This window comes from Myxococcus sp. AM011 (assembly GCF_013372595.1).
GTDB lineage: Bacteria > Myxococcota > Myxococcia > Myxococcales > Myxococcaceae > Myxococcus > Myxococcus eversor.
In genome coordinates this window covers 1-23,592 of the sequence record NZ_JABXEM010000186.1, presented here as the reverse complement: position 1 = coordinate 23,592, position 23,592 = coordinate 1, and the positions used below count along the sequence as shown (strand labels likewise).

At 69.9% G+C, this 23,592-nt stretch carries 22 protein-coding genes; 14 read left to right on the top strand and 8 right to left on the bottom strand.

Annotated features, from left to right (window positions below):
- Together HUW62_RS31830 and HUW62_RS31825 are read right to left on the bottom strand one after the other, a co-directional pair.
- The coding region (locus HUW62_RS31830) for a serine/threonine-protein kinase (protein WP_176436537.1) at positions 1 to 1,871 on the bottom strand (1,871 nt) is incomplete at its 3' end.
- Positions 1,872 to 1,989: 118 nt separating this feature from the next.
- Positions 1,990 to 2,580, bottom strand: a complete 591-nt coding sequence (locus HUW62_RS31825; protein WP_163866378.1) for a GAF domain-containing protein — start codon at positions 2,578 to 2,580, stop codon at positions 1,990 to 1,992.
- Between the two features lie 699 nt (positions 2,581 to 3,279).
- Here HUW62_RS31825 and HUW62_RS31820 point away from each other — a divergent pair.
- Genes HUW62_RS31820 through HUW62_RS31810 form a run of 3 tightly spaced genes read left to right on the top strand, consistent with a single transcriptional unit; the run spans position 3,280 to position 6,546 of the window.
- Positions 3,280 to 3,732, top strand: a complete 453-nt coding sequence (locus tag HUW62_RS31820; RefSeq protein WP_163866380.1) for a hypothetical protein — start codon at positions 3,280 to 3,282, stop codon at positions 3,730 to 3,732.
- A 49-nt stretch (positions 3,733 to 3,781) separates the two neighbouring features.
- Entirely contained in the window at positions 3,782 to 5,215 is a 1,434-nt protein-coding gene (locus tag HUW62_RS31815) for an ATP-binding protein (protein WP_176436539.1), read from the top strand.
- On the top strand, positions 5,212 to 6,546 hold the full coding sequence (locus HUW62_RS31810; protein ID WP_163866381.1) for a sigma-54 dependent transcriptional regulator: 1,335 nt from the start codon (positions 5,212 to 5,214) through the stop codon (positions 6,544 to 6,546). Before HUW62_RS31815 ends, HUW62_RS31810 begins: the two co-directional genes overlap by 4 nt.
- 79 nt (positions 6,547 to 6,625) lie before the next feature.
- On the opposite strand, the gene HUW62_RS31805 is transcribed toward HUW62_RS31810, so the two are convergent.
- On the bottom strand, positions 6,626 to 6,832 hold the full coding sequence (locus HUW62_RS31805; protein ID WP_176436536.1) for a hypothetical protein: 207 nt from the start codon (positions 6,830 to 6,832) through the stop codon (positions 6,626 to 6,628).
- A gap of 153 nt (positions 6,833 to 6,985) precedes the next feature.
- On the opposite strand from HUW62_RS31805, the gene HUW62_RS31800 reads away from it, so the two are divergent.
- Positions 6,986 to 8,242, top strand: coding sequence for a C39 family peptidase (locus tag HUW62_RS31800; protein ID WP_368670518.1), 1,257 nt, complete (start codon positions 6,986 to 6,988; stop codon positions 8,240 to 8,242).
- 82 nt (positions 8,243 to 8,324) lie between these two features.
- On the opposite strand, the gene HUW62_RS31795 is transcribed toward HUW62_RS31800, so the two are convergent.
- Positions 8,325 to 9,242: an SDR family oxidoreductase gene (locus HUW62_RS31795; protein WP_176436534.1), complete on the bottom strand. Its 918-nt coding sequence runs from the start codon at positions 9,240 to 9,242 to the stop codon at positions 8,325 to 8,327.
- A 124-nt stretch (positions 9,243 to 9,366) separates the two neighbouring features.
- Here HUW62_RS31795 and HUW62_RS31790 point away from each other — a divergent pair, with 124 nt between their 5' ends.
- Positions 9,367 to 9,948 carry a TetR family transcriptional regulator gene (locus HUW62_RS31790; RefSeq protein ID WP_368670517.1) on the top strand — a complete coding sequence of 194 codons (582 nt, stop codon included), beginning with the start codon at positions 9,367 to 9,369 and terminating at the stop codon, positions 9,946 to 9,948.
- A gap of 888 nt (positions 9,949 to 10,836) precedes the next feature.
- Positions 10,837 to 12,450, top strand: a complete 1,614-nt coding sequence (locus tag HUW62_RS31785; protein ID WP_368670516.1) for a L,D-transpeptidase family protein — start codon at positions 10,837 to 10,839, stop codon at positions 12,448 to 12,450.
- Positions 12,451 to 12,453: 3 nt separating this feature from the next.
- Here the strand turns inward: HUW62_RS31785 and HUW62_RS31780 are convergent, their stop codons facing one another.
- The 3 genes from HUW62_RS31780 to HUW62_RS31770 are packed head-to-tail and all read right to left on the bottom strand — an operon-like array spanning position 12,454 to position 14,315.
- A complete protein-coding gene (locus HUW62_RS31780; protein ID WP_163866387.1) occupies positions 12,454 to 12,867 on the bottom strand; it encodes a secondary thiamine-phosphate synthase enzyme YjbQ in 414 nt (137 codons plus the stop codon).
- A 3-nt stretch (positions 12,868 to 12,870) separates the two neighbouring features.
- Positions 12,871 to 13,617: an alpha/beta hydrolase gene (locus tag HUW62_RS31775; RefSeq protein ID WP_163866388.1), complete on the bottom strand. Its 747-nt coding sequence runs from the start codon at positions 13,615 to 13,617 to the stop codon at positions 12,871 to 12,873.
- Positions 13,617 to 14,315, bottom strand: coding sequence for a peptidylprolyl isomerase (locus HUW62_RS31770; protein ID WP_163866389.1), 699 nt, complete (start codon positions 14,313 to 14,315; stop codon positions 13,617 to 13,619). Before HUW62_RS31770 ends, HUW62_RS31775 begins: the two co-directional genes overlap by 1 nt.
- A gap of 175 nt (positions 14,316 to 14,490) precedes the next feature.
- Here HUW62_RS31770 and HUW62_RS31765 point away from each other — a divergent pair, with 175 nt between their 5' ends.
- Positions 14,491 to 15,456, top strand: coding sequence for a hypothetical protein (locus HUW62_RS31765; RefSeq protein WP_163866390.1), 966 nt, complete (start codon positions 14,491 to 14,493; stop codon positions 15,454 to 15,456).
- A gap of 56 nt (positions 15,457 to 15,512) precedes the next feature.
- On the top strand, positions 15,513 to 16,601 hold the full coding sequence (locus tag HUW62_RS31760) for a peptidylprolyl isomerase (RefSeq protein ID WP_176436531.1): 1,089 nt from the start codon (positions 15,513 to 15,515) through the stop codon (positions 16,599 to 16,601).
- Between the two features lie 12 nt (positions 16,602 to 16,613).
- On the opposite strand, the gene HUW62_RS31755 is transcribed toward HUW62_RS31760, so the two are convergent.
- A complete protein-coding gene (locus HUW62_RS31755) occupies positions 16,614 to 17,612 on the bottom strand; it encodes a lipase (protein ID WP_163866392.1) in 999 nt (332 codons plus the stop codon).
- A 194-nt stretch (positions 17,613 to 17,806) separates the two neighbouring features.
- On the opposite strand from HUW62_RS31755, the gene speD reads away from it, so the two are divergent.
- The 6 genes from speD to HUW62_RS31725 are packed head-to-tail and all read left to right on the top strand — an operon-like array spanning position 17,807 to position 23,557.
- On the top strand, positions 17,807 to 18,085 hold the full coding sequence (gene speD / locus HUW62_RS31750; RefSeq protein ID WP_240356435.1) for an S-adenosylmethionine decarboxylase: 279 nt from the start codon (positions 17,807 to 17,809) through the stop codon (positions 18,083 to 18,085).
- Complete coding sequence (locus HUW62_RS31745; protein WP_163866393.1) at positions 18,082 to 19,980, top strand: DUF4178 domain-containing protein; 1,899 nt, start codon at positions 18,082 to 18,084, stop codon at positions 19,978 to 19,980. The genes speD and HUW62_RS31745 overlap by 4 nt, the downstream gene beginning before the upstream one ends.
- Before the next feature lie 29 nt (positions 19,981 to 20,009).
- Complete coding sequence (locus tag HUW62_RS31740) at positions 20,010 to 20,171, top strand: hypothetical protein (RefSeq protein WP_176436530.1); 162 nt, start codon at positions 20,010 to 20,012, stop codon at positions 20,169 to 20,171.
- Positions 20,171 to 20,398 carry a DUF350 domain-containing protein gene (locus tag HUW62_RS31735; protein WP_141647619.1) on the top strand — a complete coding sequence of 76 codons (228 nt, stop codon included), beginning with the start codon at positions 20,171 to 20,173 and terminating at the stop codon, positions 20,396 to 20,398. Before HUW62_RS31740 ends, HUW62_RS31735 begins: the two co-directional genes overlap by 1 nt.
- 40 nt (positions 20,399 to 20,438) lie before the next feature.
- Positions 20,439 to 21,935: a polyamine aminopropyltransferase gene (locus HUW62_RS31730; RefSeq protein ID WP_176436529.1), complete on the top strand. Its 1,497-nt coding sequence runs from the start codon at positions 20,439 to 20,441 to the stop codon at positions 21,933 to 21,935.
- Positions 21,926 to 23,557 carry an FAD-dependent oxidoreductase gene (locus tag HUW62_RS31725; RefSeq protein ID WP_176436528.1) on the top strand — a complete coding sequence of 544 codons (1,632 nt, stop codon included), beginning with the start codon at positions 21,926 to 21,928 and terminating at the stop codon, positions 23,555 to 23,557. Before HUW62_RS31730 ends, HUW62_RS31725 begins: the two co-directional genes overlap by 10 nt.
- Positions 23,558 to 23,592 lie beyond the last annotated feature (35 nt).

Sequence of the window (23,592 nt, the reverse complement as noted above, 5' to 3'; positions counted from 1 at the left end):
GGCTGCTTCTTGGGGGGAGGGGGCGGCGCCTTCTTGGGCACCACCGCCTTGGCGGGCACCGCGACGGCCACCGTCTTCACCGGCGGGGGCAGCGGGGTGGCCACCGTGGGCACTGGCGCCGTGGTCCCCCCGGGCGGGGACTGCTTCATCACGAAGGTGATGCCGGAGACGCGGCAGATGGCGTCCATGCAGCCGAAGCCGGGGAAGGGCGCGTCGCCGAACTGATCCACCCAGCCGGTGCCGAGCACCAACGGCTCGAAGAGGGCCCGGCGGTCCTTGCCGGTGCCGATGAAGGCCTCCAGGCGGCCCTCGGCGTCCACCGCCAGCTCCAGCGCCACCGCGTCCGCCTTGGGCGGCTCCACGTCAAGCGCCACGGCGTCCGCCTTGGGCATGGGCGACTCCATGCCGAGCATCGTGCCCCGGCGCTCGCCCAGCACCCATTCCAGGCGCAGGGGCTCGCCCACGCCGTTGTGCACCAGCGCCACGTAACGGCCGGAGGTGCCCATCAACATCATGGCCACGGAGGGCGATGGCGAGGGCTGGTACAGCTTGGTCATGTCGCTCAGGCGGCGCTTCCACGTGGGAGGTGGTTCCTCCACGAACAGCTTGCCCTTCAGGCTGAGGATGTCCCCGTCCCGGCGCGTGACGTCCACCTGCACACGACCCACGGTCGCGGTGTCGTCCTCCCAGGGGAACACAAGGGTCTTGTCCTCGAAGCTCGCGATCCTGCCGTTGACCAGGAGGTTCTGGTGGTCGAGCCCCTCGCCCAGCGTCACGTTCCGGTGCGAGGGGTTGGTTTCCTCTCGGCCCGGCACGCGCAGGTCTGTCTTCCCGGCCAGATTGTTCGCCATGATGGCGACGCCCGGCGGGATGGGCGTCTTCCGCTCGCCATGCAGGTAGAACGCGGTGCCCAGCACGAAGCTCGCCGCCAGCACCATCAGCACTGCGGCCGTCTGTGCCGTGAAGCGCACCACCTTGCGCACGCCGGCCTTGAAGCGCTGCATGCGCGTGAACTTCACCGGCAACATCGACGGCAGGCTGCCCGGAACGAGCTGCTCCAGGTCCGCGATGAGCGCCGTCACCGACGGGTAGCGGTCATCGGGGTCCGGCTTGAGGCACCGGGTGACGATGGCGTCCAGGCGCTTGTCCAGCCCGGGCTTGCGCTGGGACGGGGGGTCGAACGTGCCCATCGGCACTTCGCCGGTGAGCCACTCGTAGAGGATGACGCCCAGCGAGAAGATGTCCGCGCGCGCGTCCGCGTTCTTCGCGTCCACCCGCTGCTCCGGCGCCATGTACGACAGCGTGCCCATGGACACGTGCGTGGACGTCAGCGCGTAGCGCGAGGAGGGACTGGCGTCCTCCAGGAACGAGGCGAGCCCGAAGTCGGACACCTTGGCGATGCCACCGGCCTGCTGGTCCAGCAGGATGTTCTCCGGCTTCAAGTCCCGGTGGATGACGCCGCGGCCGTGCGCGTACTCAATCGCCCGGCAGATTTCGAGCATCCGCCGCAGCGCGCCGAAGACGTCGAACTGGGCCGCGCGGATCAACTCACGCAGCGACGGCCCGTCCACGAACTCCATCACCAGGTAGTAGGTGATGTCCGTCTTCCCCTTGTCGACGATGGAGACGACGTTGGGATGGCTCAGCGCGGCGAGGGCCGCGGCCTCCTTCTGGAAGCGCGCGATGAAGGACGGGTCCTTGGCCAGCTCGGCGTTGAGCAGCTTCACCGCGACCGTGCGGCCCAGCGACAGTTGGGTGGCCTTGTGGACCTCTCCCATGCCTCCGGTGCCCACGAGTTTTTCGAGGCGGTAGCCGCTGATGAGATCCGGGGAACGGGTCCGGCTGATCGCCGTCGGGTCAATGGAGGACATGGCGGTAGGGCAGGGGGCCGCCAGGGTAGCAGAAACGCTCGGCGGAGGTGTCCACGCGCGAGGGTGGGGGTCGCCGGTGCCCGGGCTGCCCGGCGACCAGGGGAGCGACTTCCGGCCTTCAGTGCCCCGAAGCCGGCGTGCGACCCACGGCGGCGCGGAGGTTGTTGCGGACCTGATCCAACGACGAGCGCATCTGCCCGTGGCGCACCGACGCCGCCACCGCCCGCGCCAGCGACTTCAGCAGCGACACCTCTTCGGGCTTCCACGCCCGGGCGCCGCGGCAGTCCTCGAAGACCGCCACGCCCCACCACTGCTGCCGGGAGGGGTTGATGGGGCTCAGCAAAATCGACTGCGTCCCCTGGCGCTCCAGCAAGTCCCGCATCATCGGAGGCGCGTCGCGGGTGGGGCATGCCACCACCATTCCCGCCTCCAGCATGTCCACCCAGCCCGGCGCGAAGTCCCGGAACGAGAAGGCGCGCAGCACGGGGTTCGCCAGCGCCGACGCGGTGGGCGGCTCCGCCCAGGCGTAGCGCAGGTCCGTGACGAACCGGCCATACGTCTGCTGCGTGCGGTTCTCGAAGATGTACGCCCGGTTCACGCCCAGCGCATGGCCCACCATCCCGAGAGACTCGACGCCGGTGCTCGCATTGAGCCCCTTCTCCAGCAAGAGCTTCGAGGCTTCCGACACCTTCGAGAAGGCTTCCACCATGGGGTGACTCCAGGAAAAGACGAATTGCAACGGGTTCCGCAAGTATCCGGAACGGACTGTCATCCGCTGAAGTCACATTAAGCGTGATTACTGTGTTTCTGTCAAATCCCAGGTTTACTGAAAGTCAAGAGTTCGTGCCGGAGACAATGACCCAGGCGGGGTGTAAGTGACACAGGTGCTTTTCCGGGCAGGCCCTATCAGCCACGAAGTGTCCGGGGCAAGACAGACCCCTGAAATGCCACGAGGGCGCCCCCTTGGAAGGGCACCCTCGTATGGATTCCTCGAAACGAGGAAATCGAGACTACTTGGTCTCGGCGGCGGGGGCGGCGGCCGGAGCCGGGGTGTTGGCAAACGCGGTGGCGGCGGCGAGCAGGGCGGCGGCGAACACGGTCTTCATGGAAAGCTCCGTTGAGGGGGCACGACGCGAGATTGCGCCGTATCAGCGAGCAGGCGCTTGAGCAGCGCGCGTGCCAGCGGCCTTCTCAGAGTGAGGCGCGGCGCGCGCGAGGCGAGGGCTGGGGAGAAACTCCTCAGTTGAAGCTCCAACATTGGGGGCCTGCTCCACAGACAAGCGCTTGTCGCTTTGACGACACCGGGGCACTTGAGCAAGCTGCGTGCGCGTTCCCGGCTGGGGAGCGCGAGCCCGTGGCAGCTCGTCGTCGCGAATCTCTCGCGACCGCGGCGCGGGAGAGACGGTGTATGCGGTTCCTGTGGTGCGCGACTGCGGCGGTGGCGTGGCTGGCGACGGGGTGCGCGCGAATCACGCCTGAGCGCCTGGAGGCGCAGGTCCAGGAGACGATGCGCTGGCAGCGTGAGTACCAGTTGGAGCGGGAGCGCTCCGAAGCGGTGGCGGTGAGGCTGGCGGCGCTGGAGGCGACCATCGAGCGGCTGGTGGCCGAGCGCGCGGAGGTGGAGCAGGGCCGCGTGGCGCTCCTGGAGGAGTTGGTGCGCACGGAGGCGGACCGGCACGCGCTGGAGGAGCACAACACGCAGTTGCTCGCGCGCGAGCGGGAGCTGAACGAGCTGCGGGAGATGCACGAGCAGCTCTCCGACGTCTTCTATGAGTCGGCGTTGGAGCGGGCGCGGCGGCGGTTGCCGTCGGCGCGGCAGCCGGACGCCTCCGTGGCAGGCGACGGGACGGCGGTGCCTTGACGGAAGCGTGGGTCCTCGGGGCCCGTGCCTCCGTGGTAGAGGTCGGACCCTGGTGAGCTCCCGCACGTCCATTCGCGGTTATCGCGCAGGCTTCTTCTTCGTGGTGGCCCTGCTGTCGGCCGTCACGGGCTTCACGCTGTGGACGGAGGTCCGCACGAGCGCGCAGGTGGATGCGCTGGTGCAGGAGGCGCTCGAGCGCGCCAGCCTCATCGGCCGCATCCGCGTGGACGCGCTGTCATTGGAGTCGGCCATCGAGGCGCACATCCGCGCCACGGACGACGGTGAGCGCAAGGCGGCGGACGTGGTGATGGAGGAGATTCTCACCGACATCCGCTTCGCCTCGGAGGCGTACACGCGCAACCTGCCGCCGGGAGACAAGGCGGCGTGGGAGCGCTTCAACGCGGCCTGTCAGGGGCTGGCGGACCAGGTGCGCGCGGCGGCGGTCTTCTCCCAGCGACGGGAGGCGGACCGCGCGCGCCGGCACCTGGCCGAGCGCATCCGTCCGGTGGCCGCGCAGCTCGACGCGCTGGGCGGCTCGCTGTCGGAGGAGAACGCGAACGAGGCGCGGCGTCTGGTGGGGAGGCTGGCGGACCTGCGCGTGCGCAATACGGCATTGGGCGCGGGCACCACGCTGCTGGCGATGCTGCTGTCGATGCTGGTGGGGTGGCACATCACCTCGCTGCTCAAGCGCCAGGAGACGACGATTCAGGGGCAGCTCGAGGAGCTGGGCCGGCACAACCAGGAGCTGGATGCCTTCACGCGTCGCGTGGCGCATGACCTCATCAGTCCGCTGGCGCCGCTCAGGGGCTACCTGACGCTCATCCGTCGCACGGGCGGGGTGACGGACGCGGGCGCGCTGGAGATGCTGGCGCAGTGCGAGTCCAGCGCGGTGCGCATGGGCGAGCTGATTGAAGCCCTGCTGCGCTTCTGTCGCGCGGGCACTCGCGGGGAGCGCACCGTGGGCGAGCTGGACACGGCGGTGACGACGGTGCTGCTGGAGGTGGCGCAGACGGCGTCGGCGCAGGGCGTGGCGCTGGAGCGGACGCTTCAAGCGGGCGTCGCGGTGGACTGCCCGGGGCAGCTGCTGCAGGTCACCGCGCGCAACCTCCTGACGAACGCGGTGAAGTACACGGCGGGGCGGCCGGAGCCTCGGGTGACGGTGAGCGTCTCTGTGGAAGGGACGGACGCGGTGCTGGAGGTGGTGGACAACGGCATCGGCATGGGGCCCGTGGCGATGGCCTCGCTGTTCCAGCCGTTCTTCCGCGCGCCGGAGGTGCGCTCGTTGCCGGGGCATGGGTTGGGCATGGCCACCACGAAGCGCGTGGTGGAGGCGCATGGCGGGACGTTGACGGTGCGCTCGGAAGAGGGGAAGGGCACGCGCGTGGTGGTCCGCTTCGCGCGCGTGACGCGGCCGACGGTGGGGAGCACCGTCGACTCCGCGAAGTCGTCCACAGCTTCCGGAATCCGCAAGGTGGCCTCGTGAGTGCTTCCCGCATCCTCGTCGTGGACGATGACCCTCAGGCGAGGGATTTGCTCCAGCGGTTGCTGGGACCGCTGGGCACGGTGTCGCAGGCGGCGCACCCGAAGGCGGCGCAGGAGAAGCTGGCGGAGGGCTCGTTCGACCTGGTGCTGACGGACATGGCCATGCCCGAGCCGGGGGATGGGCTCAAGGTGTTGCAGGAGGTGAAGGCGCACCTTCCGGACACGCCGGTGATTGTGGTGACGGCGTTCGGCAACATCGAGGGCGCGCTGGACAGCATCCAACTGGGGGCCTTCGACTACCTGGCCAAGCCCTTCGACGTGGACGCGATTCTCCGCGTGGCCCGGCGGGCGCTGGAGCAGAAGCGGCTGGTGGAGGAGAACCGCTCGCTGCGCCAGCAGGTGGACCGCAGCGCGCTGGTGGGGCGAAGCCCGGCGTTGCTGGAGGTGTACAAGCAGGTGGCCCGCGCGGCGGCGAGCAACGTGCCGGTGTTGATTACGGGCGAGACGGGCACGGGCAAGGAGATGGTGGCGCGGGCGCTGCACAAGCGCTCGCCGCGTGCTTCCGGCCCGTTCATCCCCGTGGACTGCGGCGCCATCACCGAGTCGTTGATGGAGAGCGAGCTGTTCGGCCACGCGAAGGGCAGCTTCACGGGCGCGTCGGGCGCTCGGCGGGGCGTGTTCGAGGAGGCGAACGGCGGGACGCTGTTCCTCGACGAGATTGGCGACGTGGGGATGAAGGTGCAGTCGCAGCTCCTGCGGGTGTTGCAGGAGGGTGAGATTCGCCGCGTGGGCGAGAGCGTGCCGGTGAAGGTGGACGCGCGCGTCGTCGCGGCGACGAACCGCAACTTGAAGGAGCGGGTGGCGGAGGGCGCGTTCCGCGAGGACCTGCTGTACCGCCTGGACGTGGTGCACCTGCACCTGCCGCCCCTGCGCGAGCGGCGCGAGGACATCCCGGCGCTGGTGGTGCACTTCGCGTCGCGACATGCGCGGGGCGGGGTGAGTCCGGTGGTGACGTCGGAGGCGATGTCGCGGCTGACGGCCTACGACTGGCCGGGCAATGTGCGGCAACTGGAGAACGTGGTGGCGCGCGCGCTGGCGCTCAACGTGACGGGCGTCCTGGGGCCCCAGGACTTCCCGGAGCCGATTGGGGATGCGCCCAAGCGGCTGACCGGGCTCGCGGGTGACATGCCCAGCCTCGCGGAGCTGTCGCGCCGGTATGCGGCGCATGTGCTCCATGCGGTGGGTGGCAACAAGAGCGAGGCGGCCCGGCTGCTCGATGTGGACCGCAAGACGCTCTACAAGCTGCTGGAGGCGACTGAAGCGGAGGGTTGACCCGACTCCAGGCGTTGACTGGTTTTGTCCAGGGGCCCCGGGGCCCTTGGGGGGCCTTCAATACGACGGGCTCACCTCGTCAGTCGTCATCGTCAGCGTGTTTGAACTGCTGGAACGTCTTGCAGTGCTTCTTGACGACTGCGCCGATCTGCTCTTCGGTGGGTGCTGTCTTTGCTGAAACGAAGAGCTCGATGAGCTCCGGCTCGATGGCCTTCACCTGCTCTGGGGTGGGCTCTTGGGGTGAGAGGCCAGACCTCTGTCTGGGTTTGTCTTCCATGCCAAACATTTCAGGTCTCCTTCGCGCTTGTTTCACACACTGGACATTCAATGACGTCCGTGGGTGACACATTGAAGGTGGAATTTTCGAGCAAGAGGCATGCGGCCGGATGAGCCCTTACGGTGGTTGCCGACTGCATCGGGTTCTCACAGACTCCACTCCGTGAACGCTCGCTCCCTGTCGACGCTTGCCCTCCTCCTGGCCTCCACGCAGACGGCCTGTGTCTCGCAGCAGAAAGGCCGTGAGGATGCTCCCGCGGGTGAGCCGGGGACTCCGGCGAAGCTGTGGCGACGCAGCGCGGTGGAGCGCGACTTCGAGCGCTTCACGCGCGAGGGCCTCTCAGTCACCAGTGACGGCGCGCTGGTTCTGGACGCGTCGGCGCGGACGGACAGCGTGCCCGTTCCCACGGGACGCAACGAGGAGGGTGGTACGCGCTACCACGAGGCGACCTACCGACTGGGGAGCGCCGTCTCCGAGGTCCAACTCGTGCCGGGTGGCTTCACCAGCGTGGTGCCCTCGTTCGATGCGCTGACGCCTCCGGGCACCTGGGTGAAGGTGACGCTCGCGGCGCGCATTGAAGGCACCTGGACCAAGGACTACGAGCTGGGCGTGTGGGCCTTCGACAATGAGCCCGTGGCCCGGCACAGCGTGGACGGGCAGGGGGACGCGGATGGTCAGGTGTACACGGACACGCTCAACCTCAAGCGTCGCGCGGACGCGCTGCGGATGACGGTGTGGCTGTTCTCTTCACAGCCGGAGGCCACGCCCCGGGTTCGCGCGCTGTCGGCGGCGGTGAGCGACAAGCAGGGTGTCGTCGCGGATGCCACGTCCGACCGGGCGGCCTGGGGCACGGTGCTGGAGGTCCCCGGCCACTCGCAGATGCTCTACCCGGACGGCGGCCCCGTGTGGTGTTCGCCCACGTCCACGACGATGTTGCTCGGGTACTGGGGACAGAAGCTGGGGCGGCCGGAGCTGACCACGACGGTGCCTTCGTCGGCGGACCGGACCTATGACTGGGTCTACAAGGGCACGGGCAACTGGGCCTTCAATACGGCGTATGCCTCCGCCATCGGTGACGGCGCGTTGCATGGCGCGGTGCTGCGCCTGGATGGCTTCGCGCAGGTGGAGCGCCTCATCGCCGCGGGAATCCCCGTCAGCATCAGCATCGCCTACGAGGAAGGGGAGCTCACCGGCTCGCCCGTGCGCAGCTCGGATGGACACCTCATCGTGCTGAGGGGCTTCACGCCCGACGGTGACGTCGTGTGCAATGACCCCGCGTTCAAGACCGACGAGACGGTGGGGGTGACGTACAAGCGCGACGAACTCTGGCGCGCGTGGCAGCACTCGCGTGGCGCGGCCTATGTGCTCTGGCCCTCGGGCTCGGCGTTCCCCGCCGAGGTCATCGGGCTGCTGCGCTGAACCGGCGCCCGGAGTCGGTCAACGCAGCGGCCCGGAGTACCGAGGGGTCAGCGCGCGTTGCTCGCGCTCGGCACGACTCCTGTCATGCGGGTGCCACGGACTCGAAGTAGTGGCGATCGGCGAGGTCCGCGAGCAGCCCCGGCTGTGTCGGTTTCCAGCCCAGGAGGTCTTGCGTGTGCGCGCTGGACGTGGGGTTGTCGAGCTGGGTGAAGGCGGAGAGGAAGCCGAGGTACTTGTTCGCTTCCTCGGCGGAGACGCTCCGCGCCGGCAGTCCGAGGCCACGGCCGATGGCTTCGGCGATGTCGCGAAAAGGGATGCCCTCCTCGGCGACGCCGTGGATGCGAGAGCCCGCCGGCGCTCCCTCCAACGCCAGTCGATAGAGTCTCGCCGTGTCGAGCGTGTGCACCGCTGGCCAGCGGTTGGCGCCGTCCCCGACGTAGGCGGCGAAGCCGTTCTTTCGCGCCATCGTGATGAGCGACGGGACGAAGCCCTGGTGGTCGAGTGAGCTGTGCACCGTCGGCGCGAGGCGGATGACGGAGGACCGGACGCCGCGCTTGCCGAGGGATATCACCGCGTTCTCCGCGTCGATGCGGGGGCCGCCCGCGAGCACGTCGTGTTCGGTGCCAGGGCGACCGCGTACCGCATGAGCCAGCGCGAGCGTTCCCGCCGTGCCCACGAACGGCTTTCCGGAGCCCTCGAGCACGGCGCTCATCGCTTCGATGGCGCGGAGGTCAGCCGCCACCGCGCCCGCGTAGTCGCCAGTGAAGGCCACGTCATGCTTGAACGCGAGGTGGATGACTCCATCCGCGGTGGTGGCGGCCTCTTGTAGGCCCGCGAGGTCATCGAGGTGGCCTCGCCGCACCTCCGCGCCAGCGGACTTCAGCGCGGCGACCGAGGAGTCGGAGCGGGCGAGCCCGACGACCCGGTGCCCGGCCTCGTGCAACTCGCGGACGACGGCGGAACCGATGTGCCCCGATGCACCCGTGACAAAGACGCGCATGTGAACCTCCGATGTCAGAAGCTGACATGGCTCCTAGCATGTGATGTCAGTCGCTGCAATCAGGTACAGTGGTGCGATGGGTCGTTGGGAACCGAACGCGCTCGAACGCCTGCAGGACGCCGCGATGTCGTTGTTCCAGGAGCGCGGGTACGACCGCACGACGGTGGAGGAGATCGCCGCGCGTGCGGGGCTCACCGAGCGGACCTTCTTCCGCTACTTCTCCGACAAGAGAGAGGTGCTGTTCTCGGGCTCCAAGGGCCTGGAGGCGCTCATGGTCAGCACCATCGCCGATGCGCCGAAGGCAATGGCTCCCATCGACGTCGTCGCCGCCGCGCTGGAGGCCACCTCGCCGGGATTCGAGGAGCGCCGTGCGCATGCATGCAAGCGGCAACCCCTCATCATGGCGCACGCGGAGCTTCGGGAGCGCGAGCTCATCAAGCTGGCGTCACTCGCCTCGGCGATGGCGGAGAGCCTCCGGGGACGCGGCGTCGAGAAGACGGTGGCCCACCTCGTCGCCGAAGCGGGTATCGCCATCTTCAAGAGCGCGTTCGAGCGTTGGATCGAGGACACGAAGAAGCACGAGCTCGCGCATCATGTGCGCGTGGCGCTCGCGGAGCTGCGGCTCATCACCGCCGGAGCGAGCGCGGCTTCTTCCACGCCGCCCCCGACCCAGGCACCACGACGCAGCCGTCTCGGCCCCCGGTAGGCCCGAGGCGCACGGAGTCGAGTGGCGTGGGGCGTGTCTCGCGTGAGACATGTCTCGGGGTATCCGGGGCCATACGGGATTCCTCCCATGAGGGAGTGGGGCAGGGTGCCTCCATTCCGTTGCATGTGACATCCACCGTCAGGACCGCACGGATTACGCACCCGCGCGGAGTCGCGCGCAGGCGGCCCCACCTCGGACGACGTTGAGCAAGCGGGCGAGCCCTCGTACCGTGTCATCCACATGCGACGTTGGCTTCAGCTCGCCCTTCTCCTGCCTGGAATCGCCTGCACGCCTTCGTCGAAGACGGAGGATTCCCCCTCTCCCGTGGGTGTAGCGCCGAGCCCGTCCCAGCCCACCACGGCCATTCCCCCCGCGCCCTCGGGCCCGAATCTCCAAGGGAGCGCGGCGGCCTCCTCGGCCGAGCCTCGGCCTGATGGGGCGTCACCGTCCACGGGGGCGGCGGTGGTGAATGGGTCTTCGCCTTCCGGCGACAGCGCGGCGGTGCCTTCCGGAGCAGACGCGACGGCCGTCGGAGCTGGGGCAGTGGTGCCTGCTGGAACTGGCGCGACGGCCGTCGGAGCTGGGGCAGTGGTGCCTGCTGAAACTGGCACGACGGCCCTTGCCGGAGCTGGCGCGGGTATTCCTTCCGGAGCTGGCACGCCGGTGTCTGTTGGAGCCAGCGCGACGGCCCCTGCCGGAGCTGACGCGACGGTGCCCGCAGGAGACAGTGCCCTGTTGGGTCACGGCTCCATGGAGCATGGGCTTACCGCAGCCGGCGCGGTCCCCTCGGATGACGGTGGCACCCCATCCGCGGGTTCAGCCGGAAGCCACGCACCCTCGGCCTCTACTTCGGGAGACCTGCTCGCCGCCTGGAATCGGACCGCGCCAGTGCCCGACACGGACGGCGGGCCCTCGCGTACGTCTTCCGCCGCGCGTCCCTCCACGGACTCCCGCGACTCGGATGATGGCTCCTCTGCTCACGACGAGCCCTCGCTCGCCATCGACCCCGCGCTCAGCGCCATGCCCAAGCCCGAGCGCCGCGAGGAACTCCCCGTCGAGGACCCCGAGGAATCACCCCCACCTCCCGCCGAGCAGCTCGTCGTCATCCCCGACAAGCGCAACCCCGGCCTGGAGCTGGTGCTCGGTCCGGACGGCGAGCCGCTGGAAGACACGAGCCTCGTGCTCGACGACCCCTCCCTGGAGCCCGACGAGGACACTCCCAATTCCGCGACGGCCAGCAGCGCGGACGCGGGCACCGAGCCCGTCGCCATTCCCTACCAGCCCGACGCGGGCTCGCTGCGCGTGCGTCGCTCCATCGCGGTCCGCTCGGCGCCTCGACAAGACGCCCCGCCCCTGGGCACGGTGGCCCAGGACATGCGCGTGCTCTGGAAGGGAGAGACCGCCATGCGCAATCCCGAGTGCGAGGCCTGGGTCGAAATCCAGCCTCGCGGCTGGGTCTGCGAGCGCTACCTGGAGCGCAACTTCCGCGAGCCCCGCGTCCGGGATTTGCCCCGCCTGCGCGAAGGCGAGCTGACCCCCGGCACCTATGCCCGCGTCGTGGGCAAGCGCGTGCGCGCCTACCCGAGCCTCGCCCTGGCCCGCTCGAGGAGGAAGGGCGTCCTGCTGAAGGGCTCGGTGACGGTGCAACTGCGCGGACAGGTGCGCGTGGGCCGGCGCACCTTCTGGCGCACCACGGATGGCCAATACCTGGAGGCCCGCGTCCTGCGCGAGTACCGGCCCTCCGCCTTCGTCGGCGTGGACGCGGAGCAACTGTCGGAGCTGTCCTCGCCCTTCGCCTGGGCCCAGTCGCGCGTGAAGCCCACCGCCTCCGTGGAGGTCAAGGTCGCCCCGGACGCGAAGGCCGCCCGGGAGACGGTGCTGCCCGCGAGGACCCTGGTCGCCGTGCGCGAGCTGTCTCCCGATGGCAACTGGGTGCTCATCGCGGAGGACCACTGGGTGGCGCGCCAGGACCTGCACGTCGCCTGGTTCACCCACGCGCCCCCCGGCGTGGAGCCGGGTGCACGCTGGCTCGACGTGGACCTGGAGGCCCAGGTGCTCGTCGCCTACGAGGGCGAGCGCCCCGTCTACGCCACGCTCATCTCCTCCGGGAAGCCCGGCACGGACACGCCCGAGGGCCTCTACCGCGTGTGGATCAAGTTCGCGGAGGCCGACATGACGGGCAACGGCACCGCGGGCAATGACACCTACCGCGTGGCCACCGTGCCGTGGACCATGTTCTTCGAGCAGGACTACGCGCTGCACACCGCCTACTGGCATGACCGCTTCGGCGAGCCGATGAGCCACGGCTGCGTCAACCTGGCGCCTCGGGATGCCCGGGCCCTCTACGGCTGGTCCGCTCCAGAGGTCCCCACCGGCTGGTCCATGGTGCACGCCACGCCCGAGTCGCCCGGCTCGTGGGTGCGCATCCGCGGGCAGGCGCGCATCCCCACCAGGACGAAGGAGCGCAAGGTCCGCGTCGTCGCCAGCACGCGCGGACTGTGACGCTCAGCCCACCACCGACACGGTGACGCGTCGGCGGTGGGGCGCGGCGCGGTGCTCCCAGACGTAGACGCCCTGCCACGTCCCCAGGTTCGCCGCGCCGTCCTTCACGGGGATGCTCAGCGAGTTCTGCGTGAGCACCGTGCGCACGTGCGCGGGCATGTCGTCGGGCCCCTCCGCGTCGTGCACGAAGAGGGGGTCTCCGTCCTTCACCAGCCGCGCGAAGAAGGACTCCAAATCCCGGCGCACGTCGGGGTCCGCGTTCTCACACAGAATCAGGGACGCGCTCGTGTGGTGCAGGAACACGGTGCACAGCCCCTGCCGCGCACCGCTGTCCGCCACCGCCCGCTGCACGTCCCCGGTGATGTCCGTGAAGCCGCGCCCCCGGGTGGGCACCGTGAGCTCCTTCGCGTGGTACATGCCTCAGCCTTCCAGTCGCGCCTTCAGGAACGCGGCCATCCGCTCCAACTCCTCGGCGTCAATCGTGTGCGGCCCGTCGAAGGGGAGGAAGTCCACGGACAGTCCCGCCTGCACCAGCGCGTCGCGCAGGCGCTCGCCCGTCACGAAGGGCAGCACGTCGTCATGGCGGCCGTGGCCCTGGAACACCGGCAGCCCTTGCCGGGCCTGGGCCTTCTGCTTCCACTCCTCCTCCGCGATGAGCGTGCCGGAGAGGATGCACAGCCCGGCCGGTCGCTCCTCCAGCCGCAGGGCCACGTCCGTCGTCACCATGCCTCCCTGGCTGAAGCCGCCCAGGACGATGCGTCCATAGGGCAGCTTCGACGAGGTCGACAGTGCGTCCACCGTGGACATCAGGGCGCGACGCGCGGCGGGAAGTCCCTCGGGCACCTGCTTCGAATAGGCCTCCCAGTCCCGCATCTGCCCGCGCATGAATGCCTCGGGCAGATGGAACCAGGCACGTCCCTGGGGCATGCCCCACTGCGCCATCGTCAGCGGACCGCCGGGCATCACGAAGCGCACGCGCTCCGCCAATGCTGGCTCCACCGCCATCAGCTCCGGCACCAGCGATACCAGGTCGGTCGCCGAGGCGCCCAGGCCGTGACAGAGCACCACCGCCAGCTCCGGCACGGCGCCTTCGGCGAGCCCGTCCACCACCTGGCAGTCCAGCTCGCCCAGGCGCGTGGCCACGCGTCGGAGGTTGCGTCGCTCCATCACTGCGCGTCCGCGAGCGAAATCTTCTGGATGACGACGGGGTCCACCGGCCGGTCGCCCGGGCTCGTCGCCACCTTGGAAATCTTCTCCACGACGTCGTAGCCCTTCACCACCTCACCGAAGATGGTGTGCTTGTTGTTGAGGTAGGCCGGCGTGGACGTGGTGATGAAGAACTGGCTGCCATTGGTGCCCGGGCCCGCGTTGGCCATGGCCAGCAGGCCCGGCTTGTCGAACGTGCGGCCGCTCTTGAACTCGTCGCCGAAGCGGTAGCCCGGGTCACCCCGGCCGGTACCCGTCGGGTCTCCGCCCTGAATCATGAAGCCCGGAATCACGCGGTGGAAGATGACGCCGTCGTACAGCGCCTTGCCCGTCACGCGCTCGCCGCTGCGAGGGTCCGTCCACGACTTCTCGCCCGTGGCCAGGCCCACGAAGTTGGACACCGTGTTGGGCGCGTCCTTCGAGAACAGTCGCACGACGATGGGGCCCTGGTTCGTCTCCAGCGTGGCCTGGATGTCCTGGCCGGCCTGGACCTTCTTCATCCACTCGCCCGGGGCTTCCTCGGAGGGCCTCGGGGCCGAGGGCTGGGCCGGCGCCGGCGTGGAACTGCCCGTGGACTCCTTCTTCTCGGTGGAGTCCTTGCATGCGGTGGCGGTGAAGGTGAGGCACAGGAGGAGGGCGCTCAGGATTCTGGTGGTCATGGGGCGCGCAGATTAACCGACCTTCGACGAATTACAGGGGGTTACGTCGTCCCGCGTGGACCCGGAGTTCTCCGGGAGGCAAAATCGCCCGCCAGCGGCCCCTCTCGACGCAACATTCGGAACCAGGGCACGATGATTCCCCTGGAGCACCCCGAATCTCGTCCGGAGTCCCGAGTTGGCGCCCATCGAGCCGCGTACCACCCCGAGTCCTGTTCCCACCTCCCGGCCTTCACAGCCCACGGCCGCGCCGCTTCCGGTGTGCCGGGCTGAAACCCCGGCCGCGCCCGCGGGACGGACGCCGGACCGCTGGGAGGAGGGCGCCAACGAGGTGGCCCGGGCCACCAACGGGGTGCGGCAGTTCTCCGACGCGGTCGGCGCCACCCAGGTGAACCGCGCTCAGGGCCCCATCCGCTTCGGGCGTATCGACACGGGTCTGCTCGGCACCACCGTGACGGGCGCGAACACCCAGCCCGCTCGCCTGGCTGGCGGCGTGTCCACGGCGGCCAGCGTGGCGCAGCTCCCCGGCGCGGCCTACCTGGCGTTCCGCGATGTGCGCGACGCCTTCCGCGCTCCGTCCGCTGACTCCGCCAACAGGGCGGCCGGCTCCACGGCGAGCCTGGCGTCCACCGGCCTCAACGTGGCCAAGGGCGGCCTGGACCTCGCGGGCAACGTGAGCAACTACCGCGCGGCGGCCGACGCTGCTCGCGCCGCCTTCACGCAGGCGGCGCCGGAGGCCTCGGCCGCGGCGGCGAACCGCGTGGCGACCGCCGCCGCTTCCGAGGGCGTGCTGGGCGGGTCCCGTCAGGTGATGCGCAACGCCGCCGCTCGCGCCGCGGGCGAGGGCCTGGAGGACGCGGGCCGTCTGGGCGCGAACGCCGCCCGCACCGCGCTGCGGGATGGTGGCACGGCCGTGGCCAGGGCCGCGGGTCGCTTCGCGCCGGGCCTCAACGTCGCCATCGCCGCCGCGGACACCGCCGCCGCCGCGAGCACGCTGGCCGACCCCAACGCGTCGGTGGGCCGAAGGGTCACCGCCAGCGTCACCGCGCTGGGCTCCGTCGCCGCCGCCACCAACATCCCGCTGGTCAGCCAGACAGGCGCTGTCGTCTCGACGGCGTCCAGCTTCGTCGGCGCGTTCTTCTAGGCGCCGCGCCGCCTCCTCCGCTCTGTGGTATCCGGACCTCCCGGAGCGGAGGAAGCATGACGTCCCAGAACGACTCGAAGGGTGGCGGTGCGCGCTCGCTGGCCGAGCTTCACGCGCTCGGCATCATGAAGCGCATGCCCGCGTCGATGTCGCTGGGCAGCACCGAGCCCGTCTCCCTCCCCACCGTGCAGGCGCCTTCCCTCGAAGGGCTGACGGTGGCCCTGCGCGCCCCTGGCCCCATCGACGAGCAGTCCCTGGTGGCGCGCTTCGATGTGCTGCGCCGCCAGCACGCCGACCGCCGGGTGCGCCTCGCGGGCGAGGTCGTGGGGCTCGGCGACGAGGTGCTGCTGGAAGTGCTCGGCTTCGCCAACGGCCGGCTCATCCCCTTCTCCGCGCGGGAGAACTGGCGGGCGGAGGTGGCCCCCGACGCGCTGCTGCCCGGCTTCTTCGAGGCGCTGGTGGGCGCGAAGGTGGGCCAGTCCTTCGGCATCGAGCTGACGCTGCCGGACACCTACGTGGTGGAGTCGCTGCGCGGCGCGACGGCGCGCTTCCTGCTCGACGTGAAGGCCGCCTCCGAGATGAAGCTGCTGGAGGATGACTCGCCGGTGCTGCTCGAGCGCCTGGGGCTGGGCACCCTCACCGACGTGATGGCCCACCTGGGCGACACGCTCGCCCGCGAGCGCACCGCGGAGATGGACCGGCTCACCCAGGAGCGCGTGCTGGACGAAGTGGTGGCGCGCACGAAGGTGACGCTGACGCCGGCACTGGTGGACGAGGAGATTCGTCGCCGCTGGGCGGAGGTCGAGCGGCCCATGTTGATTCGCAAGGACTTCCAGCCGAACGAACTCCAGGAGGCGCTGGAGGGCTGGTTGAGGGAGCCGCTCACCCGCGCGGACGCGGAGCGGCGGCTGACGCTGGCGCTGGCGCTGCGGGCCATCGCCGCGCGCGACGGCGTGAAGCTGGCGAAGGGCGCGGTGGACGCGCTGGTGGATGACCTGGCCGCGCTGTCGGGTATCTCCCGTCAGGACCTCATCCGCGCGATGAAGGAAGACACCTTGCTGGCGAAGCGGGTGGAGGACCTGGCGCTGCACTTCGCCACCATCGACAGCGTCATGCGGCGCGTGTCGCTGACGCCGCCGACCTGACGCCACGACGGCTCACGGCGTCTCCAGCGCCAGCGTCACCATCACCTCGGTGAGGTCTCCAGGGTGGTAGCGGCCCAGTCCCGGCAAGGCGCGCAGCGCGGCCTCCGCGTGGTCCAGGTCGTCCAGCCTCACCACGCGCGCGCCAGGCACCTCCGCGTCCACCGCCGTCACCATGCCGTCGGACGCGTAGCGGTAACGCTCGTCCAGATATCGCTGGAGCGGATAGAGCGAGGACAGGCGCGACAGCCTCGAGGTGGCCAGCGACACGGTGGGGATGTCCGCCGGGTAGGGGTGCCGGGCGATGAACGCCATGCGCTGGGAATAGGACAGCTCCTCCACCGAGCGCGACACGCCGTGGAACAGCAGCGGGAAGGCGAAGTCGATGAGCCGCCGCATGTCCGGCGTGGTGGCCAGGTCGTGGGCGATGGACGAGCCGCCATAGGGCGCCTGGAGCGTCACCACCGCGCGCACCACCCGGCGCAGCTCCGGGTACAGGGCGAGCACGGCGGTGCACTCGACGCCGCCCTTGCTGTGGCCCACCAGCACCACCGAGCGACCGAAGTGCTCCGCGTCCAGCAGCGCCTCGCGCAGCACCGCGACGTTGTCGAGCAGCAACCCCTCCGTGTCGACCGATGCCTCCAGTACGTCCAGACCCCGGCGCTCCAGCCGCTGCACGTTGTCCAGCAGGTAGCCGGGCAATTCGTCCCCGAGCATGCCGCGCACCAGCACGTACTGATGGCGCCGTGCCTCGGCGGGCAGCACGGGCTCTCCCTCGCGCACGCTCCGCAGCAGGTGATGGAAGCGAGGAGTCAGGTCCACCGTGGCCGGTGTCGTGCCCGCTGGCATGCGCTGGAGCCAGCCGGCCATGCCGCCACAGCCGGGGCCCCACCAGCGCGGCGCGGCGGGCAGTCCGCGCAGGCCCCGCGTCAGCCGGGCGATGGCGCCGGGCTCGCGGGTGGGGGAGGGCGTGGGAACGGGCGCGGAGGCGTCAACGTCGGACTGCTGCGTCATTTCACGCGGAAGCGTACCGGCAAGGGGTGGCGCGGCGCCAACGCGAGGCCCCGAGCGCGAGCGGCTTTCGTGCGTCGGGTCTCGTGCTAAGTAGTCCCAGCAGAGGCGGGAGGACTTCGAAGCTGACCACCGGACAGGAATGGCTGGTTGACGCGAGCGGCTGCTCGCCTGGACTGCTCAAGGACGCGGCGGCGTTGGCGGCGCTCTTCGAGGAGCTGCTCGTCCTGCTCGACCTGAAGGTCGTGGGCCAGCCGCAGTGGCACGTGTTTCCAGAGCCTGGTGGCATCACCGGGCTGACGCTGCTGGCGGAGAGTCACCTGGCCATCCACACCTTCCCGGAGCATGGCTTCGCCGCGCTCAATGTCTACTGCTGCCGCCCTCGCGCGCGCCCCGACTTCGAGTCGCTGCTGACGCGCCACCTGAAGGCGGCCTCGTGCGAGGTGCGTGAGCTGAAGCGGGGGGTGAAGGCGTGAGCTTGGGGAGGTGTCCGTCGTGCGGCGCGGATGTGGAGTTCACCGCCGGCTCGGCGCAGGTGATTGTGTGCGGCCACTGCCAGACGGTGGTGGCTCGCAAGGGCGACAACTTCGAGTCGCGCGGGAAGATTGGCCGCATCCTCGTCACCGACTCGCCGCTCCAACTGGGCGCGGAGGGTCGCTACGCGCGCACCGCGTTCCAGGTGGTGGGCCACCTCCAGAAGGACCATGGCGCGGGCCCCTGGGACGAGTGGTACGTGGAGTTCTCCGACGGGCGCTCCGCGTGGGTGAGCGAGTCCGAGGGCGCCTTCCACATGGTCCTCGACGCGGGCGTGGAGGAGGGCGTGTCGCTCTCCGACCTGCACCCCGGCGAGCGCCTGCGCCTGCGCAACCGCGCCTGGGTGGTGGAGGAGCGCGGCCACGGCAAGGTGGTGGCCGCCGAAGGCCAGCTCCCCAGCGACGTGGACCCCACGCAGGACTCCTATTACGTCGACGCCACCGGCTCCAAGGGCGCCTTCATCACGCTCGACTTCGGCACGCGCGACAGGGACCCCGAGGTCTTCATCGGCGAGCGGCTCAAGCTGGAGCAGCTCGGGATTCCCGTCGACCAGCTCCGCCCCCGCGCCCAGCGCAAGGTGGACCTCCAGCAGGCGCGCTGCACCGAGTGCAACGGCCCCCTGGAGCTGCGCGCCCCGGACAAGTCCCTGCGCGTGGGCTGCCCGTTCTGCGGCGCGCTCCTGGACGTCAGCAAGGGCAAGCTGTCCTTCCTGCGGCTGTTGGAGAAGCCGGACCACGCGCCCATCATCCCGCTGGGGGCCAAGGGCACGCTGAAGGGCACCGAGTGGATGTGCATCGGCTTCCTGGTGCGCTCCTGCACGGTGGAGGGCGTGCGCTATCCGTGGGAGGAGTACCTGCTCTTCCACCGGGCGAAGGGCTTCGTCTGGCTGATGCTCTCCAACGGCCACTGGGTGTTCCTGGAGCCGCTGGCCGCCGGTGACGTGGAGCTGGTGCCCCTGAGGTCCGCCTTCCACGACGGCCGCCGCTACAAGGCCTTCCAGAACGTGCACGCCGTCACGGAGAACGTGCAGGGCGAGTTCTACTGGGAGGTGACGGCGGGCGAGTACGCCGAGGCCACCGAGTACGTGTCCCCCCCGTACTCCATCAACGTGGACGCCACCGAGGACGAGGTGACGTACACGTTCGGCGAGTACCTGGATCCCCAGGTGGTGAAGGACGCGTTCAAGCTGAAGGAGGTCGGGCCGACGTACGGCATCGTCCCCAGCCAGCCCAATCCCCTCTCGGCGGGGATGCGCTCCACCATGCTGTGGTCCTTCCTCTGGATTCTGGGGCTGCTGCTCCTGGCGGGCCTCTTCTCCGGCTTCGCGCGGGAGCAGGTGGTGCTCGAGGAGAGCGTCACGGTGCCCCCTGACGCCGCGTCCGGCACGCCCGCCGCGATGAAGTTCAGCGCGCCCTTCGAGCTGACCAAGCGCGGCAACATGAAGGTGGAGCTGGCCGCGGGCCTCAGCAACGACTGGATGGGCGTGCAGGGCGACCTGGTGAACCAGGAGACGGGCGACGTGAGGAGCTTCTATCAGGAGCTCAGTTTCTACCAGGGCAGTGACAGCGACGGCTCCTGGAGCGAGGGCAGCCCGAGCGAGAGCCTGTATCTGTCCGTGCTTCCGGCGGGCAAGTACGTGCTGCGCACCACGGCGTCCTACGACGCGTCGCCCCGACCGTCCGCGCGCAACTACAGCGTGAAGCTGGTGCACGACACGCCCAACGGCAGTTGGTTCTGCGTGGCGCTGGGGCTGCTGCTGCTGGCGCCGGCGTTCTCCTTCTTCCGCTCGCACGGCTTCGAGACGCGCCGGTGGGCGGACAGCAATCTGACGGAATAGACGCGCATGGCACGACACGGAGGCGCGGCATGAAGTGGTTCGGTGGGCTGGTGCTGCTGGGGTACGCGACCATGATGGTGTCCGGGTGGTCGCCCTTCACCCGGGAGGAGAAGGACCGCGTGCCGGGCAACGTGCGTCGAGGCCCGGGTGGCATCCTGCTGTGGACCGGTGGTTTTCAGGGAGGGAAGTGATGCTGTTACTCGGCGTCGTCGTGAGCTGGCAGGGTGTGCTGGCGAGCGTCATCTATTCGCTCATTGGCCTGGCGGTGTTCGTGGCGGGCTTCTTCGTCATCCGCCTCATCATGCCGTTCGACGTGCACAAGGAGCTGGAGGTCGACCAGAACACCGCCGTCGGCATCGTCATCGGCTCCTTCATCCTCGGCCTGTCCATCATCGTGGCCGCGGCCATCGGTGGTTGAGGACCCGGACTCCCGCTCGAAGAAGAAGTGAAGTGACGACGTGAACAAGACGCTGCTGTACATCACCGTCATCGTCATCGCGACGTGCGGGCTCGTCTACGAGCTCGTCGTCGGGGCGCTCGCCAGCTATCTGCTGGGTGACTCGATTACCCAGTTCTCCACCGTCATCGGTGGCTACCTCTTCGCGATGGGCATCGGCAGCTACCTGTCGCGCTACATCGACAAGGGGGTGGCCCAGCGGTTCGTGGAGGTGGAGCTGGCGGTGGCGCTGCTGGGCGGACTGTGCGCCCCGGTGTTGTTCCTCACCTTCACGCTGACGGACCTGTTCCAGGTGGCGCTGTACGGCAGCGTCATCATCATCGGCACGCTGGTGGGGCTGGAGATTCCCCTCCTGCTGCGCATCCTCAAGGACCAGCTCAAGTTCAAGGACCTGGTCAGTCAGGTGCTGTCGCTCGACTACCTGGGCGCGCTCGCCGCAAGCGTCGCCTTCCCGCTGCTCCTCGTCCCCAAGCTGGGGCTGGTGCGCACCTCGCTTTTGTTCGGCGTGCTGAACGCGGCGGTGGGTCTGTGGAGCACGTGGCTGCTCGCGCCGCTGTTGGGCAACCCGCTGCGCCTGCGCGTCAAGGCGGTGATGCTCACGGTGCTGCTGATGGTGGGCTTCGTGCTGGGAGACCGGCTCACGACGTTCTACGAGGACCAGCTCTACGCGGACGACGTGGTGCACGCGTCCAGCTCCCCCTACCAGCGCATCGTCCTGACGCGCGGCAAGCGGGGCTTCTCGCTGTTCCTCAACGGCAACCTCCAGTTCGCCAGCGTGGACGAGTACCGCTACCACGAGTCGCTCGTGCACCCGGCGATGGTGCGCGCGGGCCGCGCGGAGCATGTGCTCATCCTCGGCGGTGGAGACGGGCTCGCCGCGCGCGAGGTGCTGCGCTACCCGGAGGTCCGCTCCGTCACGCTGGTGGACCTGGACCCGGCGATAACCGGGCTGGCCATGGGCTACGGGGAGCTTTCGAAGCTCAACGAGAACGCGCTGAAGGATTCGCGCATGCGCGTCATCAACGCGGACGCCATGCAGTTCCTGATGGAGGGAGACCAGCGCTATGACGTGGTGGTGGTCGACTTCCCGGACCCGAACAACTTCGCGCTGGGCAAGCTGTACACCACGGGCTTCTACAAGCTCCTGAAGAAGCGGGTGGCGCTGGACGGCGTGGCGGTGGTGCAGAGCACCAGCCCCCTGTTCGCCCGGCGTTCATTCTGGTGCGTGGAGACGACGCTGAAGGCCGCGGGCTTCTGGACGCAGCCGTACCACGCGCTGGTGCCCTCGTTCGGTGAGTGGGGCTACGTGCTGGTGGCCCATGAGGCGCCGGGCCACCACCGGCCGCTGCCGGAGGGCCTGCGCTTCCTGGACATGCCCACGCTGGAGTCGCTGACGCTGTTCCCTCCGGACATGAGTCCCCTGCCCACCGAGGTGAACCGGCTCAACAACCAGGTGCTGGTGCACTACTACGAGGAGGAGTGGCGGCGGTGGAACTGACGCGGCGGGAGCTGGTCGCCGCGTTCCTCGGCTCGGCGGTGGCAAGCGGCTGCAAGCGCGAGCAGCCCCGGGCCCCCATTCCGGGCGCCATCGTCGACCGCGCGGTGGAGGTGGGGCACCGGCTGCGCGGTGGGCCGCTGCCTCGCGCCCAGACGCTGGAGACAGTGGACGTGCTGGTGGTGGGCGCGGGCGTCGCGGGCCTGTCCGCCGCGTGGCGCCTGGCGAGCGCGGGCGTGAAGGACGTCCGCGTGGTGGAGCTGGAGGCGGAGCCCGGGGGCACGTCGCGCTCCGGGAAGAACGCCGTGTCCGCCTTCCCGTGGGGTGCGCACTACCTGCCGGCGCCGACGGAGGACCGGGGGCCGGTGGTGCGGCTGCTGCGGGAGATGGGCGCGGTGTCCGGCGTGGACGCGCAGGGGCTGCCGACGTTCGAGGAGGAGCTGCTCATCCAGGAGCCGGAGGAGCGCCACTTCTACCGGGGCCACTGGTACGACGGGCTCTACCTGCGCGTGGGCGCGACGGCGGAGGACCTGGCGGAGCTGGAGCGCTTCGACGCGAAGATGAATGCCTTCGCCGCGGCCCGGGACGCGAAGGGACGCAAGGCCTTCGCGGTGCCCACGGCGCGCTCCAGCGACGACGCCGAGTGGACGGCGCTGGATGCGCTGAGCATGGCGGCCTGGCTGACGCGCGAGGGCTTCCGCTCCACGCGCCTGAAGTGGCTGGTGGACTACGCGTGCCGCGACGACTACGGCGCCACGTCCGAGCACGTGTCCGCGTGGGCCGGCATCTGGTACTTCGCCGCGCGCCAGGACGGACAGGGCGAGCGCAGCGAGGGCTTCCTGAGCTGGCCCGAGGGCAATGGCCGCCTGGTGCATCAGCTCCTCTCCGCGCTGCCGCCCCGCGCGGTGGAGCGCGACGTGCTGGTGCACACGGTGGAGCCGGGCGAGCAGGGCTGCCGGGTGGACGCGTTGGATTCACGCACGGGCAAGCCCCGCTCCTTCCAGGCGCGACAGGTGGTGCTGGCGTGTCCGCGCTTCCTCGCGGCGCACCTGGTGGCGCCGTGGCGGACGGCGCGGCCCGCGTTCCTGGATGCCTTCACCTACGCGCCGTGGGTGGTGGCCAACCTGACGCTGTCGTCGCTGCCCGAGTCGCGGGGCTTCCCGCTGGCGTGGGACAACGTGTTCCAGGAGAGCAACAGCCTGGGCTACGTGGTGGCCACGCACCAGCGGCTGCGCCAGGACGAGCGCGGCCCCACGGTGCTCACGTGGTACCTGCCCATGTCCGGCGCGGACGTGAAGGCCGAGCGCACCAAGGCGCTCTCCGCCAGCTACGCGGACTGGGAGGCGCTCGTCATGGCGGACATGCGTCCCGCGCACCCGGGCATCCTCCAGCAGGCGCAGCGCCTGGAGGTGCAGCGCTGGGGCCACGCCATGGTGCGGCCGACGCCGGGCTTCATGTGGGGCCCCGAGCGCCGCGCCGCGCAGGAGAGCGTGGGGCGTCACCTGCACTTCGCTCACACGGACCTGGGTGGACTGGCCCTCTTCGAGGAGGCCAACTGGTTCGGGGTGAAGGCCGCGGAGCGCGTGCTGTCCGAGCTGGGCCAGGCCTCCGCGAGCTGGCTCTAGCCTCCTTCCTCTCGCGAGGTGCCAGGGGCGGGCGG

Excerpts from the sequence above, each read along its gene's own strand:
- HUW62_RS31825 (WP_163866378.1), bottom strand. The coding sequence starts at position 2,580 with ATGGTGGAAGCCTTCTCGAAGGTGTCGGAAGCCTCGAAGCTCTTGCTG.
- HUW62_RS31820 (WP_163866380.1), top strand. The coding sequence starts at position 3,280 with ATGCGGTTCCTGTGGTGCGCGACTGCGGCGGTGGCGTGGCTGGCGACG.
- HUW62_RS31805 (WP_176436536.1), bottom strand. The coding sequence starts at position 6,832 with ATGTTTGGCATGGAAGACAAACCCAGACAGAGGTCTGGCCTCTCACCC.
- HUW62_RS31795 (WP_176436534.1), bottom strand. The coding sequence starts at position 9,242 with ATGCGCGTCTTTGTCACGGGTGCATCGGGGCACATCGGTTCCGCCGTC.
- HUW62_RS31790 (WP_368670517.1), top strand. The coding sequence starts at position 9,367 with ATGTCGTTGTTCCAGGAGCGCGGGTACGACCGCACGACGGTGGAGGAG.
- HUW62_RS31780 (WP_163866387.1), bottom strand. The coding sequence starts at position 12,867 with ATGTACCACGCGAAGGAGCTCACGGTGCCCACCCGGGGGCGCGGCTTC.
- HUW62_RS31775 (WP_163866388.1), bottom strand. The coding sequence starts at position 13,617 with ATGGAGCGACGCAACCTCCGACGCGTGGCCACGCGCCTGGGCGAGCTG.
- HUW62_RS31770 (WP_163866389.1), bottom strand. The coding sequence starts at position 14,315 with ATGACCACCAGAATCCTGAGCGCCCTCCTCCTGTGCCTCACCTTCACC.
- HUW62_RS31760 (WP_176436531.1), top strand. The coding sequence starts at position 15,513 with ATGACGTCCCAGAACGACTCGAAGGGTGGCGGTGCGCGCTCGCTGGCC.
- HUW62_RS31755 (WP_163866392.1), bottom strand. The coding sequence starts at position 17,612 with ATGACGCAGCAGTCCGACGTTGACGCCTCCGCGCCCGTTCCCACGCCC.
- HUW62_RS31740 (WP_176436530.1), top strand. The coding sequence starts at position 20,010 with ATGAAGTGGTTCGGTGGGCTGGTGCTGCTGGGGTACGCGACCATGATG.
- HUW62_RS31735 (WP_141647619.1), top strand. The coding sequence starts at position 20,171 with ATGCTGTTACTCGGCGTCGTCGTGAGCTGGCAGGGTGTGCTGGCGAGC.